We start from the raw sequence: 18,201 nt of genomic DNA, 5'->3' as shown, positions 1-18,201 counted from the left end.
CAGTCGCCATCCTGGCCCTTCGGACGGGCTTCTCCTCAGGCCCGTTTCCTGGTGAATTCCTTCATGCCGTCGAGCGTGCTTTGACGGCTCACCAGGTCCAGGAACCTGGCTTTTTCCTGGTCGAGACGGTCTCGCACCATCGCGCATCTGCGTGCATCCCAAACACTCTGCCGTGTCGTGCGGTGGGTCTGCGCGAAGCCTTTGCCGAGATCCACGACCCAGCCGTCAATAGTTGCAACAAGCTCAGCCCCCGGCACCTGACAGACGGCAAGCCCCAGTTCCACAGCCTCCGAAGCAGTGACGCGCGCGTTGCGATACTGGATCGCAAGTGCCTTCGAAGTGCCGATGCGGTCCGGCAGCAAGGCTGTCCAGCCGCCGTCCGGACCGAACCCCACCTGATTGTAGTAGGGCTGGACAAAGGCCGTCCCGGACATGGCGACCATGTCTGCCGCCAGCATCAAGCCCGCAGACCCACCCGTCACCGGCCCATTAACCGCCGCCAGCACCGGCGCCGGAAAGGACAGCAGGTCGAGGATCGTCTCGTGCAGGCTGCCGACAAGCTCATCCGAGTAGGCCACGAGTGTACCCTGCGATCCGGCATGGTCCAAAAACCCGCCAATATCGCCACCGGTCGAAAAGGTGGATCCGCGGCCTGACAGGACCAGCGCCACCGGTTCGGCCATCGCCGCATCGGCAATGGCGCTCCGCAGTTGCGAAACCAGGGCCGGAACCAGGGCATTGTGCCGGTCCGGCCGGTTCAACCATATCCAGATCGCGCCGCCGCGTGTTTCTGTCTCAACGAGGCCCATGACATGCGCCTCAGGGTTTGATGCCGTTGGCAATCAGGTCGTAGGCACTGGCAACCAGTTCGGAAATGGGTTTTTCCGACTTGAACACGACCAGCTGCTCGCCAAGGGCCCGGGCGATGCCCATGAGGGCCCAGGCACGGGTTTCCGTGTCCCCCTTGGAGATCTGTCCGGCGGCCTCGGCGGCAACCAGTCCCGACCGGTAACCGGCAGCGAATGTCTTGTAATATTCCTCATAGGCTGCAGGATCGACGAACAGTGCTTCCTGTACGATCCGGTAGAGGTCCGGATGGGCCTGGACGAATTCCAGGAAGGCCCGCAAGCCGGCCTTTTCCGCTTCCAGCCGGTTGCCGATGCCCTGCGTTGCCTCGGCGATCGTGTGCCGGACCAGCCGCCCCATTTCCAGGACGAGCTCCGAGAACACCTGCTCCTTGGTGGTGAAGTAGATATAGAAAGTGCCTTGGGCGACACCTGCCTCACTGGTAATGTGGCCGATGGAGGCGTCGTTGTAGCCCTTCTCGCCGATCACCCTTTCGGCAGCGGTCAGGATCGCCTTTCGGGTGGCTTCACCGCGCGCCGTTTTCGGCTGGTTGCCTGCAGCCTTTTGCGGCGCGTCTGCTTCTGCGGCTGGTTTGCGCACCTGCTGTTTCCTCCCAGTTCATGAAACATGAATCAGTATTCATGTTTGAGGGTTGAAAGCAAGAAACTTCTTCAAACCGGGCCGAAGAATGCGGCAATTTGGCCCCATGCACATTCCGATGCCATACCCATGTTTGCCGTGACCGCGAAAATTTTCCGGCAATCACCTTGGGATATTCTTCGGTTTCACCGGGTATTGCGCACTTTTTCCGACAAGGGAACAAGGCCGGTTTTCCTTGGCAAACCACGGCAACGGACACTATGGCGATTGGACGCAGCCGGGGTTTTTGACCTTGATCAAGGCCAAAACTTTGATAAGCAGTTTTGAATGGCTATAAGTTAGCTGCTAGTCTGGAATCGGACGGAAAGGTTCCAGGCAGCAAATTGGCCGCGCGGGACGCGAGTTGCGCGGGCAGGAGAGAGGCGCTGGCAAAGGTGCCCGCGATGAGAGGATCCTGAGAATGGACGTGAACGCGTATCTGGAAGAACGCTTGGGCAAACTGCATGACAACGGCAATTACCGTGTGTTTGCAGATCTGGAACGTCAGGCAGGTGCTTTTCCGCGCGCAACCCGTTACCGCGAAGATGGTTCCGTTCAGGACGTGACCGTCTGGTGCTCCAACGACTATCTCGGCATGGGCCAGAACGAAAAGGTCGTGTCCGCGATGCAGGACGTGATCTCCAAATGCGGCGCAGGCGCAGGCGGAACGCGCAACATTTCCGGCACCAACCACTACCATGTTCTTCTGGAGAACGAGCTGGCCGACCTTCACGGCAAGGAAGCTGCCCTGATCTTCACGTCCGGTTATGTTTCCAACTGGGCAGCGCTGGGTACGCTCGCCTCCCAGGTTCCGGGCATGATCGTCTATTCGGACTCGCTCAATCACGCCTCCATGATTGAAGGCATCCGCCACGCCCGCTGCGAAAAGCGCATCTTCAAGCACAACGACTATGAAGACCTGGAACGCCAGATGGCGGCGGACGATCCGGACGCGCCGAAACTGGTCGCATTCGAAAGCGTCTATTCCATGGATGGCGACATCGCGCCGATCAAGGAGATCTGCGACGTTGCCGACAAGTTCGGTGCACTGACATACCTCGACGAAGTGCACGCCGTCGGCATGTACGGCCCGCGCGGTGGCGGCGTTGCCGAACGCGAAGGCCTGATGGATCGTCTGACCATCATCGAAGGCACGCTCGGCAAGGCCTTCGGCGTGATGGGTGGTTACATCACCGGTTCGAAGACGGTGGTCGACTTTATCCGCTCCTTCGCCTCTGGCTTCATCTTTACCACCGCCCTGCCGCCGGCGCTGGCAGCAGGCGCAGCCGTCTCCATCCGTCACCTGAAGGACAGCCCGTTCGAGCGCAAGGCGCACAAGGACCGGGTCGCCCAGGTCCGCGCCGCTCTCGACAAGCGCGGCATCCCGCACATGGAAAACCCGAGCCACATCGTTCCGGTGATGGTGGGTGATGCCAAGAAGTGCAAATGGATCTCCGACATCCTTCTGGACACCTACGGCATCTACGTTCAGCCGATCAACTATCCGACGGTTCCGGTCGGCACGGAGCGCCTGCGCTTCACCCCGACACCGCTGCACACAGCCGAGGACATCGAACACCTCGCCAACGCGATCAATGACCTGTGGTCGCAGTGCGCACTGGCCCGCGCTGTCGCGTAAGGTCAGAATTAAAACAGATCAGACAAAACCCGCTATCCGATGGAAGGCGGGTTTTTTGTTTCTTCGTTTCCAAGCGTCGCCATCCCATGGCATGACCATGGGATCCAAGCCGTTGCACCTCCGTACAAAGAGCGTGAACGAGGAAACGCATTGGCATGGATTGCGGGATTAAGCACATCCGAACCTCCATGATTTGTCGTCCCGGTTTGTTGCGTCCGCAGCAAGACCGGGACCCAGTACGCCGTGTCGTATGAGACGAAAACCGCAAAGTCTGTGAGTTACTGGATCCCTGCCTGCGCAGGGATGACAAGTTGCGAGTGCTTGAGTGCAAATATTCTGTGGCGAGCGCTTCCCCGGATACGAGTGGGGCAAGCCGCATAATGACATGTGCAAACAACGACAAACTTCGCGACACGACCATCATCCACCCTGCCCTTTTCCCGACCTCGCCCTAGCTACTCTCAAATGCCTTTGCCATGGGGAGACGGTTGCGATGCGGATAATCCTTGCTGTTGTTGTCTGGTGCCTTTTTCTGATCCCCCCAGCCTTTTCCGAAGAACTCGACCTGGAACTGGTGCTCCTGGCCGATGCGACCGGGTCCATCGATGACGAAGAAATTCGGTTTCAACGCAAGGGCTATGCCGACGCGATCACGGATCCGTCAGTGCTGAATGCCATCGCCAGCAACATTTACGGCAAGATCGTCGTCACCTATGTCGAATGGGCGGACATGCACTCCCAGGATGTTGTCGTGGACTGGACAGTCATCGACGGACCTGAGAGCGCCCAGCATTTTGCAACGGAACTGATGGCAGCCCCACGCCGCGCCTATGGCCGCAACGCCATTGGCGCAGCGCTTCTGAAAGGCAAGGAGCTGATCGACGACAATGCGTTTGCGGGCTTGCGCAGGGTGATCGACCTTTCTGCCGACAGCGCCAACAACTGGAACGGTCCGACCATACCCGAAGCCCGGAATATCGTGGTTTCCTCGGGTATTGTCATCAACGGCCTGGCGGTTCTGTGCCGACACTGTTCCGGCCGGCCGATTGCCTACGATCTGGAAAAGCGGTTCTACGAGAGCATCATCGGCGGTCCGGCCGCCTTTGTGGTGACTGCCGACAGTCCAGCGACATTTGCCGAAGCAGTGCGCAAGAAACTGATCCTTGAAATCGCCGCCAAACCCGCCGATGCGCAGCGCATCCTGAAGCAATTGGCGGCCTTGCAGTAATCCTCACACGGGCCTTTGACCCGCCCTTTCCAAACGCATTTTCGCCTTTGGCAAATCACGGCTGTCGCACAACCGCGTCATCGCATTATGATTTGAGACGGCAGCTCGCGCTGTCCTAACGTCACAGCGTTCGAGGGGGATACCGTTTCATGACAACCGGCCTGTTGCTTCTGGCGCTGTTTACGGTCTGCTACACGCTGCTGGCCAGGACATTGTCGAAGGGCGTCCTGACAGCGCCGATCCTCTTCATCGGCTTCGGCTACCTGATGGCCCAGACCGGGTTGATGCCCGGAACCGATGCTGAACGCCTTCTGCATATCGTTGCCGAAATGGCTCTCATCGTCCTTCTGTTCCTGGACGCTGCCCAGATCAATCTTCAGGCCTTGCGCCAGCGCCACCAATGGCCCCTGCGCATGCTCGCCCTTGGCCTGCCACTTGCCATTATTATCGGAACCATGGCGGCCATACCGTTTTTGAGCGGCGAACCGCTCATCGTCGCCGCTCTTGCTGCCGCGCTGCTCGCCCCGACCGATGCTGCTCTCGGCCAGGCTGTCATCACCAACAAGGCGGTGCCGGAGCGGGTGCGCCGGGCGCTGACGCTGGAAAGCGGCCTCAATGACGGACTGGCCCTGCCGGCCATCTTGCTGTTCGCTAGCCTTGCCGGGGAAATGATGCAGCCGGGCGCGACAGACTGGCTGATGTTCGGCGCCAAGCAACTGATCCTTGGTCCCCTGGCGGGCGCGGCTATCGGTGCTGCGGGCGGGGTGCTGTTTCTGGCTGCCAAACGCCGGGGCATGACCACCGACACCATCGAAGGCATCGGCGCCATTGCCATGGCTTGCGGCGCTTATCTGGCCGCCGGCGAAATCGGCGGCAACGGCTTCATATCAGCGTTCGTCGCAGGGCTCTTCTTCGGCAACGTCATCAAGGGGCAATGCGCCTTCATCTACGAATTCACCGAAAGCGAAGGCCAGATGCTTTCCTGGGGTGCCTTTTTCCTGATCGGTCTTGCCCTGTTGCCCGATGCCATCGCCCATCTTGATGCCGCCAGCCTTGCGCTCATTCTGGTGAGCCTGTTCGTGGTGCGGCCACTGGCGGTCTGGCTGTCGCTTGCCGGCACGGATGCCGCCCCACTGACCAAGCTCTTTTTCGGCTGGTTCGGCCCGCGCGGACTCGCAACAGCCCTCTTCGCGCTCCTCGTCGTTGACCAGATTGATCACGCAATCGGCGAACAGCTCCTGAATCTGGCCGTTAACGCGGTCTGGATCAGCGCGGTCCTGCATGGTGTCACAGCCGTGCCTTTTGCCAAATGGTACGCTGCTCACATGTCCGGCAAGGACGGGGCAGCGGAACTCAAGGCCATGCCGCCCATGCGGCCGGAAGTGCCTGCCGACTGAATTTCGACCAACCCAATAGCCAGGGCGCATATCGCCAGTAGCCGGGGGAAGACATGACAAAACAGGTTGTTGCCAAACTCAGCGAATTGCCGGACAGAAAACCGACCTATGCCCTCGTCGCCAATGTTGACCTTGTGGTTGTTCGCTTCGACGACGACATCTCCGTCTTCTACGGCCGCTGCCTGCATCGCGGCGCACTCATGTCCGATGGCTATGTCAGCGGCAACAACCTCATCTGCGGCGTTCATTACTGGGATTACCGGCTCGACAGCGGCGTCTCCGAATACAACAACTCCGAGGCCTTGCCGAAATTCAAGAGCTGGGTCGAAGGCGACGATATCCTGGTCGACGAGGACGAGGTCGCCGCCTGGGCCCGGGAGCATCCGCAGCCGTTCAACCGCAACAGCTACCTCGGCTTGTACGCCGACACCAGCCACGGCACCGAGGAAGAACCTTACAACGGCCTGATCCAGCAATACGCCCGCGACGGTCTTAAAAAGACAGGTCATCACGGCCGCGTCGACGCCATGGGCGTGCCGCGCAACCAGCTGCCCGACTGGGACGATATCCAGATCCTGACGGCCCAACTGCAGAAATTCCCGCTTCTGGAGGACGAACCAGTCGGCACCGACGTTGTTGTCGGGCCGAACGCGCAGAAACCGCTGAAACTGAAGATCCCGTTGCTGGTCTCCGACATGAGCTTTGGCGCCCTGTCGGAGCCGGCCAAGATCGCCCTTGCCAGAGGCGCAGACCTTGCCGGAACCGGCATCTGCTCTGGCGAAGGCGGCATGTTGCCGGAAGAACAACAGGCCAATTCAAGATATTTCTATGAACTCGCCTCCGCCCGTTTCGGTTTTGCGTGGGACAAGCTCGACAAGGTTCAGGCGTTTCACTTCAAGGGCGGTCAGGGGGCCAAGACCGGCACGGGTGGTCATCTGCCGGGTGCCAAGGTCAAGGGCAAGATTGCCGAGGTCCGCGGCTTGAAGGAAGGCGAAGACGCGATCTCGCCGCCCCGCTTTCCGGACTGGACAGATCGATCCCAGATAAAGGATTTCGCCGACGAGGTGCGCACCCGCACCGGCGGCATCCCGATCGGCTACAAGCTGTCGGCCCAGCACGTCGAAAAGGACATCGACGCGGCGTTGGAGTTGGGTGTCGACTACATCATCCTTGATGGCCGTGGCGGCGGCACCGGGGCAGCACCGATCATCTTCCGCGACAACATCTCCGTGCCGACCATTCCCGCGCTTGCCCGCGCCCGGAGGCACCTCGACACGTCGGAACGACCGGACATCACGTTGATCATCACAGGCGGCCTGCGCAAACCGGCCGATTTCATCAAGGCCCTGGCGCTCGGTGCCGACGCGGTCGCGCTTTCCAATTCGGCCATGCAGGCCATCGGCTGTATCGCCATGCGAGCCTGCCACACCAACAATTGCCCGGTTGGGATCGCCACCCAGAAACCGCATCTGGTCAATCGACTGGAAATCGAGAAATCCGCCCGCCAGCTGACCAACTTCTTCGAAGCATCGGTTGAACTGATGCAGGTGATGGCAAGGGCCTGCGGCCATTCGCACCTGAGCCAGTTCACCCTGGAAGACCTGACAACTTGGAAACGGGAAATGGCCGAGCTATCCGGCGTTGCCTATGGCGGCATCGCGTGACCGATCGCGACGTGTAAGGGAGGAAGACCAATGGACGCTCAGGATCTCGACTGGATCAAGGTTGGGCACGTCAAAGACCTGCCCGAAGGCCGGGTGAAAACGGTCACGGCCCGCACAACCTCGATCTGCCTGTCGCATTTCGAAGGCCAGTGGGCGGCGATGGACAATCATTGCCCGCATCAGCGCGGCCCGCTCGGGGAAGGTTCCATCGAGAAGGGGTCGGACGGAAAATGCTGGATCCGTTGCCCCTGGCACGGCTGGGACTTCGATCCGCTGACGGGTACGCCTCCCGGCGGTCACGAAGACAGTGGCCAAAAGCTCTATCCCCTCAGGATCGATGGCGACGAGATCTACATCGGCCTGGACCCGGAGCCGCCCCATGAACGCACGGTGACCGACGTCATGGCCGAAACCATGGTCAACTGGGGCGTCAAGCGTGTCTTCGGCATGGTCGGCCACTCCAACCTCGGTCTTGCAGATGCGATACGCCGTCAGGTCGACAAGGGCGCTTTGGGCTATATCGGAATTCGCCACGAGGGCGCGGCCGCCTTCGCCGCCTCCGCCTATGGCAAGCTGACAGGCAAACCGGCAGCTTGCCTCACCATTGCCGGCCCCGGCGCAACCAACCTTCTGACCGGCCTCTGGGACGCCAAGGTCGACCGGTCACCGGTTCTGGCCCTCACCGGCCAGGTGCAGACCCAGGTGTTCGGCCCGGGGGCCTTTCAGGACATTGATCTCAAATCCGCATTCGAAGCCGTCTCGAAGTTTTCCCAGCCGGTGCTCAGCACCTCCAACCATGCCGAGCTGATGTCGCTGGCCTTGAAAACCGCGCTGGTGGAACGGGATGTCGCCAATCTCATTTTCCCCGACGACGTCCAGACCAACCCGAGCAGCAAGGAGGCAGGTAAACCCGAAGGCCGCCTCGGCGAAACCGGCATCACGCCCTCCGGCGAGGATCTCGCAAAGGCCGTTGAGTTGATCAACGCAGCGAAACGCCCCGTCATTGTGCTTGGCTACGGCGCCAAGGATGTTCGCGACAAGGTCGTTGCGCTTGCCGAAAAGCTCGGCGCACCGGTCCTGACCACTTTCAAGGGCAAGGGCCTGATCCCGGACACCCACCCGCTGGCGGCCGGTGTTCTTGGCCGCTCCGGGACGCCCATTGCAAGCTGGTTCATGAACGAGGCGGATCTGATCGTCTCGCTCGGATCATCCTTTGCCAACCACACAGGCATCGCCCCCTACAAGACCATCATCCAGGTGGATTTCGAGCGCATGCAGCTCGGCAAGTTCCATCCCGTGACCCTGCCTGTCTGGGGCGAGATCGGCACCTTCTGCGAAGCCATTGTCGATCAGGTGTTGAAACCGGCAGATGCCCCCGACCAGGCGGGAGAACTGGTGGAACGCTGGACAATCTGGCGCGCGGAAAAGGACCTTCGTCTTTCCGAGGACGGCGGCAGGGGCATTCATTCGGCAGCCGTTTTCAAGGCTTTGAGCGATCTGTGCCCACCGGACGCGATCATCCCGGTCGACGTCGGCAACAACACCTATTCCTTCGGTCGGTATTTTGAGCCTTGCGGACAGCGCATCCTGATGTCCGGCTATCTCGGCTCCATCGGCTTCAGCCTGCCGGCAGCCCTCGGCGCCTGGAGCGCGACCCAGGATTTCGAGGAATTCCGGGGCCGCAAGGTGATCTCGATTTCCGGGGACGGAGGTTTTGGTCAATACGCCATGGAGTTCACCACTGCCGTCAAATACGGAATGGATATAACCCATATCCTTTTGAACAATTCCGAGCTCGGCAAGATCTCCAAGGAGCAGCGCTCGGGCGAATGGCCGGTCTGGGAAACGAACCTCACCAACCCGTCCTTCGCCGCTTTCGCGCGCCTGTGCGGTGGTCACGGCCACCGGGTGACCGACCCTGCCGAACTGAAAGACGCCATCGCCGATGCGATCGCCCACGACGGTCCGTCACTGGTGGAGATCATCACGGATGCGGATCTGGTTTGATGGAAACCGTGACAAGGTCTCAATCGCTCCTTTTACGCGGCAAGGCCACTCGAGCAACACCTCCTCCTCCGTCATCCCATGGCTCGACCATGGGATCCATGCCATTGCGGTTCGACATGACGGACCTCGCTCAAGGCACGGAAACGGCATGGATTGCAGGGTCGAGCCCTGCAATGACGGGGTGAGAAGAGAGGCCAACTCGGACCGGAAGAAATGAAGAGACCGTTGGCAATGCTTCGTAATGAGCTAAGCTGACACCAATCACATCCAGACCTGGTGGGGGTCCACTTGCAAACAGCAGCCATTCTGATCGACATCGGAAAATACTATCTCATGGCCGGCGGGCTGGTCGCGGTACTCTTTCTTGTCATCGGCATCGACCGGGTGGAGCCATCCGCACGCGGGTCTCATGTCTTCCGGCCCTTGCTCATTCCCGGTATCTGCCTGATCTGGCCGCTGGTGCTCTATCGCTGGTACGTGCTTGAAAAGCATGGGGAGGCTGGCCGGTGAAACGTGCACATCGCAAAGCCCATGCCCGTATCTGGACTGTCCTCGGCCTTTTGCTGCCGCTGGCTTTCTTTGCCATCCTGGCGATGCGCCAGTCGCCCCCCACGGACAGACCGGCTGTGCTGATTGAAGTCCCGGTGGAAAGCTCCGGGGAGGCAAGCCAATGAGCGTGCAATACACACCGGTGATCTGGAATCGCAACAAGATGGTCTATGATGCCATCCTGCTGATTGCCGTTGCGCTTTATCTTTACATCTTCATTCGTGTCGGGCCGTTCTATGAGGATATCACCCGGCCAATCGACGGGGCCATCCTGAGGATGCGTGCCTTCGGCAGCTGTGCCTTCCTGATGCTGACGGTGATCCTGTGCATCGGGCCGCTGGCCCGGCTCGACCGGCGCTTTTTGCCGCTGCTTTATAACCGCCGCCATTTCGGCGTGATGACCGCCGGTATTGCCGCCGTTCACGCCAACTATGTGCTTGGCTGGTATTTCAACTTCTCACCGACAGACAGCTACGTCGCGTTACTGTCGTCCAACACAAGCTACGGGCAAGTGATCGGCTTTCCCTTCGAGGCTTTCGGTATCGCCGCGCTCCTGATCCTGTTCGTACTGGCTGCCACCAGCCATGATTTCTGGCTCAGCTTTCTGGGAGCGCCGATCTGGAAGGCGCTGCACATGTTCATCTATGCCGCCTACGCCTTCGTGGTGTTGCATGTCGCGCTCGGTGCGCTGCAAGGCCCGTCCGATCCCATCTTCACCGGCATGGTTGCGGCAAGCGTTGTCATGGTCTGCGGTCTTCACTTTGCAAGCGGACGCCTGGAGGCCAATCGGGAAAAGGGCGATGCCACGGCAAAGGCTTCTCTGGAGGAAGCCGGCTGGGTCGTCGCCGGAGAGGTGGACGAAATCGACGACAAATGCGCCAAGGTCGTGACCCTGAGCGAAGAGGAGCGTGTCGCCATCTTCAAGTATGACGGCAAGCTGTCGGCGGTCACCAATGTCTGCGCCCACCAGAACGGTCCGCTTGGCGAGGGCAAGGTGCTGTGGGGCTGCATCACCTGCCCCTGGCACGGATATCAGTACAATCTGGCCGACGGCTGCGCGCCCGCGCCCTTCACCGAGAAGATCGCCACCTACAAGCTGAAGCTGGTCGGCTCCACCGTTCTTCTCGATCCCAACGCTCTGCCACCCGGCACCTATGTCGAGCCGGTCGTGATCGGAGGTGCGTCATGAGCTGGAAACAAACCAAGGCGGCGCCGTTTTTCGTCGGCTATCTCAACAAGGTGCCGAAGCCACTGGTGGCCTTTCTCGGGGTCTTCTCCCTGTGTTTTGTCGCGGGACTGGGCCTTGCAGCCTTCGCCCTGTCCACCACCCAGAACGATCCGGGCAGCGGCACGTTTCAGTGGGGCAACAGGTTCGAGCAAACCGGCCTGCTCGAACTCCGGCCCTATCCGGTGTTCCGCATTCCGGCGGATGGCGACACCCCTGCCCGCACCTACATGCTGGCAGGCCAGGGCAAACGCGGTGTCTTTGAACAGGCAGAAGCCAATCGCGAGATGCAGGTGACCTTGCGTGGAGTGCCCGTGAACCGGGGCGATCTGACAATGATCCAGGTGGGACAGGTAGCACCTGCTATGGACGATGCGCCCGGCTTCACCCCATCCGAACCCGTCTCGCTGGGGCGCTGGAAACTGACCGGTGAAATCTGCGACGGCAAGTGCTATGCGGGCGCCATGCGCCCGGGCCGGGGCCTTGCGCACAAGGCCTGCGCGGACCTTTGCCTGACCGGCGGCATTCCCCCGGTCTTCGTCTCGTCCGGACCGGTCGAGGGGCGCAATTTCTTTCTTCTGGCAGGCAAGGACGGCCAGCTTCTTGGCGAGGCCATCGATCCGCTGCTGGCGCTTTACATCGAGGTCGAAGGCGAGGTCGAACAACTGGATGACCTGATGGTGTTCAAAGCAGACCTTCTGACCGCCAGGGTGCTGAAATGAGCGACCAGCCGCAAAAGCCTCTCTGGCAGACCATCGTGATCTCGCTGGTGATGACAGCACTCCTCGCCGGGATCGCCTGGGCTGTGTGGACCTACGCCAACAGCAGCGTCCAGGATTTTGCCCCCGGCACGTTGCTGCGCGACCTCCGCTTCTTCGTCGGCCTGCTCGCCGTGTTCCTGGTTTTGAGCATCCTGGATCGGTTCATTGAATTCGTGAAGGCGAAGCTGGGCGGCGGACACTGAGAAAACGGTCAGTATGGCCGTCCCAAAAAGCCAAGTTTGCGCGCCTCAGCCCTTCACCAGGTTCCGCAGCAGGCTGTTGAACTTGTCCGGCTCTTCCATGTGCGGCGCGTGGCCCGACGCTTCAAAGCCATGGAAATGAAAATCCGGAACATTGTCCGCGTGCCAGCGATGGACACCCGGGCCGTAAAGCTGGCTGCGCAGACCCGCCACCAGACGAAACGGCACGGGAAAGGCTTTCAAAAGCGGGCGGAAATCCTGCGCGGTCAGTGAGGACCACATCGGTTTCAAGAGCACAGGATCGGCTGCAGCAATCTCTTTGCGGGCTAGCTCCGCAACGCACTCCGGCACGGGCAGGCCTTCGGCGAACAGTCTTCTCGCGATCCGGGCCGGCAGTTTGGCCCAATCCGCCACAATGGCATTCAGGAAATGGTCGTTGAGTTCAGCATTGAGGCCGTTCAGCGTTCCGTTCTGCCAGTCGGGGTCGTTCAGAACCTTCGGCGTCATGTCAATGGCAACGAACTGCGAGATCCGGTCCGCGCCGTGCCGCTCGATCATTGCATAGGAAACCAACGCACCCATCGACCAACCGCAGAGGATTACTTCAGTTAGTTCGCGCTCGGCCAAAGCCGCATGAACCGCATCGGCTGCTGCCTCGATGGTCAATGGCAACCGGCCCGCTGTTTTGCCGTGGCCCGGCAGATCCGGAACGATGCAACGGGCGTCAGTTTTCAGAGCCCCGATCTGGCCTTCGAAGAACCGGCCCGGGCAAGACCAGCCGTGGATCAGCACCAGCGGTCTGCCCGTTCCCTCGTCGCGGATATGCAGAAGATTCCCGCTCACGCACGCCCCGCCCGTAGCCGTCCGACAATGCCCGTCGGGAAAAAATAGACCGACAGAATGAAGAGAACACCCAGCCACAAAAGCCAGCGTTCCGGCGCCACCAGCGTCGAGAACACCGGCACCGCGCTGGTTGCTTCTGCAGCAACACCCATCAGGTTCTGCAGATAGGTCTGCGCCAGAATGAACAGGGTTGCCCCGAGCACGGCCCCGTAAAGCGTGCCCATGCCCCCTATCACGACCATCAACAGAATGTCGATCATGATCTCCATGGAGAGCGTTGTTGCCGGGCCGGTGTAGCGCAGCCATATCGCCAGAAGAGAGCCCGCAAGCGCTGCCATGACTGCCGACAGAACGGTGGCCGTGGTGCGATACCAGACCACGCGGTAACCGATCGCCTCCGCCCGGAAGGCATTGTCGCGAACCGCCTTCAGCGTGCGGCCGAACGGCGAGTTGACGATGCGCAGCATGACCAGGAACAGGATCGCGGCCGCGAAGAACACCAGGTAATAGGCCAGGACCTTGCCATTGATGCTGACGTCGAACACCTTCGCCTTGATAAGCTTGAAGGCGGGCGTCAGTTCGCGCGGGATCTTGTAGTTGAGCCCGTCCTCACCGCCTGTCAGCCAGGACATCTGCGACACCAGAACGGCAAAGGCACTTGCCACCGCCAGGGTCACCATGGCGAAGAAGATCGCCTTCACCCGAAGCGAGAACAGCCCGATGGCCAGCGCGAACAGGGCCGCAACCCCCGCGCCCGCCGCCGTGCCCCAGATCAGCGAACCGTAGTTCGGCCCGGTGGTCGACAAGGCAAGCGCGGTCCCATAGGCGCCGATGCCGAAGAACATGGTGTGGGCGAAGGAAACGATACCGGCATAGCCCAGCAGCAGGTCGTAGCTTGCCACCAGCACGATGAAGATGCAGATCCGCGCGGCCGTCTCCAGCGACTTGGTGCCGGGAAAGAGAAACGGTGCAAAGGCGAGCGAGATCAACACGATCAGCAGCAGCGCCGTCAGAAGGCCGCTACGCGGCGTGTCGCCGGAAAGAAGTCTGGTCAGCATGATCTTGTTCCGTCCCTACTTCGCCTTGACCACCGGATAAAGGCCCTGCGGCCGCCACATCAGCACCACGACCATCAGCGCGATGGTCGAGATCAGCGCTACTTTCGGCGCCAGGAAGGCCGTGTAGTTGGCAAGCAGCCCCACCAGCATGGCGCCGATGAAACAGCCCTCGACCGAGCCGAGGCCGCCGATGATCACCACGATGAACACCAGCACCATGATCTCCGAGCCCATGTGTGCAGTAATCGTTTCCTGATAGAGGCCCCACATGACGCCCCCAAGCCCGGCCAGCGCCGACCCGGTCATGAACACGATCAGGAACAGCCGGCGGATACGGTAGCCGAGCGCTTCCACCATCTCGCCGTTCTCCACCCCGGCGCGCACCAGCAGACCGATCTTGGTGTTCTTCAGGATATGGCGCATGCCGATGAACAGCGCGAGACCGATGCCGACCGCCACCAGGCGATATTTCTCGATGGCTGCTTCGCCGATCACGAGCGATCCCTGCAAGGCTTCCGGGCGGGACATATGCAGCTCGTCCGGCCCCCAGACCACGTAGATCATCTGCTGAGCCACGATCAGCCCGCCCATGGTGACAAGGATCTGCTTCAGATGTTCGCCGTAGACCGGCATCACGATCACCCGCTCGAAGGCAAGACCGAGAAGGCCGGTGACGAGCATGGCCGCAAGGATGGCAATCAGCACGGCGGAGAGATTCATGAAGACGCTTGGCGAAGCCGTCCAGCCGGCCAGCCAGGCCAGAACCGTGAAGCCGACGAAGGCGCCGACGGCAACAAAGGCGCCATGGCCGAAGTTGATCACGTCCATCAGCCCGAAGACCACCGTCAATCCCGACGCCATGATGAAGATCATCATGCCCATGGCCAGCCCGGCCACCGTCAGTGTCAGCCAGCTCGCCGGATTGCCGATGGCAATGAGCCCGACGGCAGCCAGCACCGGCACCAGCAGCACCGGCAGTTTCTGGGCAAGCTGTTCCTTCAGCGGGATTTTCTCGATCCGCGGTTTGATCGCCGTCTCGCTCATTGATGCGCCTCCAGGCTCAGCCCCATGAGTTTTTCCTGCAAGGCGACATCCGCCACCAGTTCGTCCATGCCGCCGGAATGAATGATGCGGCCATCATCCATCACCGCGACCGTGTCGCCGATGCCGGACGCCATGGCGAAATTCTGCTCCACCAGCAGGATGGTGGTATCGGTTTCCTTCAGTTCCTTCAGCGCATCGGTCATCGCCTTGATGATCGCCGGTGCGAGGCCTTTCGTCGGCTCGTCGATCAGGATCAGCCGGCGCGGTTCGATGATCGCCCGCGCCACGGACAGCATCTGCTTCTGACCACCGGACAGCGTTCCTGCGGAGGAATTCCAGAAGCTGCCGATCGGCGGAAACAGCTCCTTGATCCAGGCAAGGCGCTTTTGGTCCATCGGCCCGTTGGCAGCGGCCAGGATCATGTTTTCGGCAACTGTCAGATCGGTGAAGATGCCCATGTCTTCCGGCACGAAGGCAATTCCCCTGCGGGAAATCTCGGGCGTCGACAGTTTGGTGATGACATGATCGCCAAACCGGATATCGCCCTGGCTGGCTGTCCAAAGCCCCATAATGGTGCGTAACGTTGTGGTCTTGCCCGCGCCATTGCGGCCGAGCAGAACGGTTACGCCGCCTTCCGGCACTGCGAGGTCCACACCCTGCAGGATGTGATAGGGGCCGATGTGGGTGTGCACCCCGGAAAGGGTGAGCAGATTTTCCGCCATCACGCAGCCTCCCCGGAGGAAGCCGGTGCCTTGCCGAGATAAGCCTCCTGCACGATCGGCAGGGCAATCACTTCCGAGGGTTCTCCATCGGCCACCAGCGCCCCGTTGTGCAGAACGATGATGCGGTCGGCCAGGGTGCGAATGACATCCATCTTGTGCTCCACCAGCAGGATCGTCCGGTCCATGTCGCTCTTCAGTTTCTGGATCAGCTCCAGGATCACCGGAACCTCGTCGACGCTCATGCCGGCGGTCGGCTCATCGAACATGAGCACCTGGGGGCCAAGTGCGATCAGCAGCGCCACCTCAAGCTTGCGCTGGTCACCATGAGGCAGAGCGGAAACGGTCTGGTCGGCCTGATCGATCAGCCGGACCTCCGCCAGCACGTGGTCTGCCCGCTCCAGAAGTTCCACATGGCTTTCTGCAACGGTGAAGAGATCGAACCCCTTGCGTGCCTTCGCCTGAGCTACAAGCCGCACGTTTTCGCGCACGCTCAAGGTCGGAAAGAGATTGGTCAGCTGGAACGCCCGGCCGATCCCCCTGTCGGTGCGTTCAGGCACCGACAGTCGGGTGATGGTCTCGCCGTTGAGCAGCACAGCCCCGGAGGTCGCTGCCAGCTGACCGGAGATCAGGTTGAAATAGGTGGTCTTGCCCGCGCCGTTTGGCCCAACGATCGCCGTCAGGGTGCCTCGCTCGAAGGCGCAGGAAACGTGATCGACCGCCACATGACCGCCGAAGCGTATGGTCAGGTCCCTCGTTTCCAGAATCGGGTGTTCCTTGGCCACGATGCGCGTTCCCAGGCTTGAATTGTCGCGAAAACTGTATCGGATGAGTGCCCGGCCGGACGGGTTTCCCACCAGCCGGGCAAACTTAAGGGTCTTGGGGCCACGCGGGCGAAGCTGAAGGCTCCGCCGCGTCTTCATTCGGCTTACTGGTTGCGCACCGGGATGTTCATGTCCTCGATTGTCAACTCGCGCACCAGCTCCGGGATGCCCCATTCGACATCCGGATCGACCTTGATCTTGAAGTGATACATCGACTGCAGAGCCTGGTGATCTTCCGCCCGGAACATCATCTTGCCCTTTGGCGTTTCAAACTCCATGCCTTCCATGGCAGTGATCAGGTCTTCGGTCTCCGTGGACCCGGCCTTGCGGATCGCCTCGACAATGGCAATGCCGGAAGACATGCCACCCGCGGTGAAGAAGTCCGGCGGCGCATTGAAACGCTTCTGGTGTTCGGCCACCAGCCAGTCGTTCACCGGATTCTTCGGGATTTCGTAATAGTAGTAGGTCGCGCCTTCCATGCCCGGCAGTTCCTTGTAGGCCGCCATGGCCGCCAGGATGTTGCCGCCCGTGGCGATTTCGACACCAAAGCGCTCCGGCTCCATTGCCTTGATCTTGCTGATCGGATTGCCGCCACCGGCCCAGATCACGAACAGGAACTTGCGGCCCGGCTCATCCTTCAGGGCATCAAAGACGCGCTGCGCGTTGGCTGTGAAATCCTTGGTATCGGTCGGCGCATATTCCTCGAACACCAATTTGGCACCCGTGCCTTCCAGCGCTTCCTTGAAGGCGGCGACGCCGTCACGGCCGAAGGCATAGTCCTGTGCGAGCGTGGCGATGGAGACGCCTTCCTGCCCCAGTGCGACAGCGTTGGCGATCGCGTCCTGGGACGAGTTCCGCGCGGTGCGGAAGATGTAGCGATTCCAGTTCTCGCCGGTGATGCTGTCGGCAACCGCCGGCTCCACCAGAAGCACCTTCTCGTATTCTTCGGCGACCGGCAGCATGGCCAGCGCAACGCCGGAGGAGACAGGGCCGACGGCGATATCGACTTCATCGTCACCATAGGCTTCCGCCAGCGCGGCCTTGCCGATATCCGGCTTCAGCTGAGTGTCCTTCTCGATGACCACGATCTTGCGGCCGTCGATTTCCATGGTGCCGTCGGTGGCATATTCGAGACCCATCATCAGGCCGGTATGCGACTGTTTCGCATAGGCCTCCAGGGCACCGGTCTTGCCGTAAACATGGGCGATCTTGATATCGTCGGCCTGGGCACCGGCAATCCCGGCCGCCGCCACGCTGATGCCAGCCAGAAGCGGCACGGCCCAGCGGAAAACGCGTTTCGTCATGAATTCTCCTCCCGTTGCGCGAAAGGCCGGCAAACCTGCACGGCCGCTCCCACGGCCTCCACAGGGTAACATCATCGCCTGACGCCGGAACATATGACACATGAATCAGTATTCATGTCAAGGCAAGATACGTGTTCGAAGTGGCCGCCTTTCCGGGCGGGTCGTCAGTTAGCGTAACACGAGCTCATGACAGATGAATGCAACCCGGTCCTGCAAAAACACAGCGCCAAGAGCGGCAGCGCAATGCCAGACAG

The 18,201-nt window shown here is 60.9% G+C and carries 18 protein-coding genes; 10 read left to right on the top strand and 8 right to left on the bottom strand.

From position 1 onward, the window contains the following. Nucleotides 1-35: 35 nt before the first annotated feature. Nucleotides 36-809 (bottom strand): enoyl-CoA hydratase/isomerase family protein, encoded by a 774-nt coding sequence (locus tag ACYQ6M_RS01650; RefSeq protein ID WP_460071748.1) that lies wholly within the window; start codon nucleotides 807-809, stop codon nucleotides 36-38. 10 nt (nucleotides 810-819) lie between these two features. Continuing rightward, entirely contained in the window at nucleotides 820-1,446 is a 627-nt protein-coding gene (locus ACYQ6M_RS01645; RefSeq protein ID WP_077291855.1) for a TetR/AcrR family transcriptional regulator, read from the bottom strand. Between the two features lie 460 nt (nucleotides 1,447-1,906). Between ACYQ6M_RS01645 and hemA the strand changes: the two genes are divergently transcribed. The 10 genes from hemA (at nucleotide 1,907) to ACYQ6M_RS01595 (ending at nucleotide 12,158) form a co-directional block, all read left to right on the top strand. Further along, the gene (gene hemA / locus ACYQ6M_RS01640) at nucleotides 1,907-3,124 is read left to right on the top strand and encodes a 5-aminolevulinate synthase (RefSeq protein ID WP_031270302.1); all 1,218 of its coding nucleotides are present in this window, start codon (nucleotides 1,907-1,909) and stop codon (nucleotides 3,122-3,124) included. A 493-nt stretch (nucleotides 3,125-3,617) separates the two neighbouring features. Then, entirely contained in the window at nucleotides 3,618-4,352 is a 735-nt protein-coding gene (locus tag ACYQ6M_RS01635; RefSeq protein ID WP_023003038.1) for a DUF1194 domain-containing protein, read from the top strand. Between the two features lie 149 nt (nucleotides 4,353-4,501). Further along, nucleotides 4,502-5,749 (top strand): cation:proton antiporter domain-containing protein, encoded by a 1,248-nt coding sequence (locus ACYQ6M_RS01630; protein ID WP_152505597.1) that lies wholly within the window; start codon nucleotides 4,502-4,504, stop codon nucleotides 5,747-5,749. Nucleotides 5,750-5,802: 53 nt separating this feature from the next. Continuing rightward, entirely contained in the window at nucleotides 5,803-7,413 is a 1,611-nt protein-coding gene (locus tag ACYQ6M_RS01625) for a glutamate synthase-related protein (RefSeq protein ID WP_460071745.1), read from the top strand. Nucleotides 7,414-7,443: 30 nt separating this feature from the next. Beyond that, on the top strand, nucleotides 7,444-9,420 hold the full coding sequence (locus ACYQ6M_RS01620; protein ID WP_460071744.1) for a thiamine pyrophosphate-binding protein: 1,977 nt from the start codon (nucleotides 7,444-7,446) through the stop codon (nucleotides 9,418-9,420). Nucleotides 9,421-9,708: 288 nt separating this feature from the next. Further along, nucleotides 9,709-9,930, top strand: coding sequence for a hypothetical protein (locus ACYQ6M_RS01615; protein WP_023003034.1), 222 nt, complete (start codon nucleotides 9,709-9,711; stop codon nucleotides 9,928-9,930). Continuing rightward, nucleotides 9,927-10,094, top strand: coding sequence for a hypothetical protein (locus ACYQ6M_RS01610; RefSeq protein WP_168692191.1), 168 nt, complete (start codon nucleotides 9,927-9,929; stop codon nucleotides 10,092-10,094). Before ACYQ6M_RS01615 ends, ACYQ6M_RS01610 begins: the two co-directional genes overlap by 4 nt. Next, on the top strand, nucleotides 10,091-11,158 hold the full coding sequence (locus tag ACYQ6M_RS01605) for a Rieske 2Fe-2S domain-containing protein (protein ID WP_460071741.1): 1,068 nt from the start codon (nucleotides 10,091-10,093) through the stop codon (nucleotides 11,156-11,158). Before ACYQ6M_RS01610 ends, ACYQ6M_RS01605 begins: the two co-directional genes overlap by 4 nt. Continuing rightward, nucleotides 11,155-11,916 carry a hypothetical protein gene (locus tag ACYQ6M_RS01600; RefSeq protein WP_023003031.1) on the top strand — a complete coding sequence of 254 codons (762 nt, stop codon included), beginning with the start codon at nucleotides 11,155-11,157 and terminating at the stop codon, nucleotides 11,914-11,916. Before ACYQ6M_RS01605 ends, ACYQ6M_RS01600 begins: the two co-directional genes overlap by 4 nt. Next, the gene (locus ACYQ6M_RS01595) at nucleotides 11,913-12,158 is read left to right on the top strand and encodes a hypothetical protein (RefSeq protein WP_367020024.1); all 246 of its coding nucleotides are present in this window, start codon (nucleotides 11,913-11,915) and stop codon (nucleotides 12,156-12,158) included. Before ACYQ6M_RS01600 ends, ACYQ6M_RS01595 begins: the two co-directional genes overlap by 4 nt. Nucleotides 12,159-12,203: 45 nt before the next feature. Here the strand turns inward: ACYQ6M_RS01595 and ACYQ6M_RS01590 are convergent, their stop codons facing one another. From ACYQ6M_RS01590 to ACYQ6M_RS01565, 6 genes are all read right to left on the bottom strand, one after another. Further along, entirely contained in the window at nucleotides 12,204-12,998 is a 795-nt protein-coding gene (locus tag ACYQ6M_RS01590; protein ID WP_460071738.1) for an alpha/beta fold hydrolase, read from the bottom strand. Then, entirely contained in the window at nucleotides 12,995-14,056 is a 1,062-nt protein-coding gene (locus ACYQ6M_RS01585) for a branched-chain amino acid ABC transporter permease (protein WP_055656354.1), read from the bottom strand. The genes ACYQ6M_RS01590 and ACYQ6M_RS01585 overlap by 4 nt, the downstream gene beginning before the upstream one ends. A gap of 15 nt (nucleotides 14,057-14,071) precedes the next feature. Then, nucleotides 14,072-15,100: a branched-chain amino acid ABC transporter permease gene (locus ACYQ6M_RS01580; RefSeq protein WP_023003027.1), complete on the bottom strand. Its 1,029-nt coding sequence runs from the start codon at nucleotides 15,098-15,100 to the stop codon at nucleotides 14,072-14,074. Beyond that, entirely contained in the window at nucleotides 15,097-15,822 is a 726-nt protein-coding gene (locus tag ACYQ6M_RS01575; RefSeq protein ID WP_296601737.1) for an ABC transporter ATP-binding protein, read from the bottom strand. The genes ACYQ6M_RS01580 and ACYQ6M_RS01575 overlap by 4 nt, the downstream gene beginning before the upstream one ends. Further along, complete coding sequence (locus ACYQ6M_RS01570; RefSeq protein WP_189640247.1) at nucleotides 15,822-16,604, bottom strand: ABC transporter ATP-binding protein; 783 nt, start codon at nucleotides 16,602-16,604, stop codon at nucleotides 15,822-15,824. The genes ACYQ6M_RS01575 and ACYQ6M_RS01570 overlap by 1 nt, the downstream gene beginning before the upstream one ends. Before the next feature lie 143 nt (nucleotides 16,605-16,747). Further along, a complete protein-coding gene (locus tag ACYQ6M_RS01565) occupies nucleotides 16,748-17,947 on the bottom strand; it encodes a substrate-binding domain-containing protein (RefSeq protein WP_023003024.1) in 1,200 nt (399 codons plus the stop codon). Nucleotides 17,948-18,201: the final 254 nt, after the last annotated feature.

It is taken from the genome of Roseibium sp. ROS1, from assembly GCF_054658215.1.
This window is presented reverse-complemented; position numbering and strand designations above follow the sequence as displayed.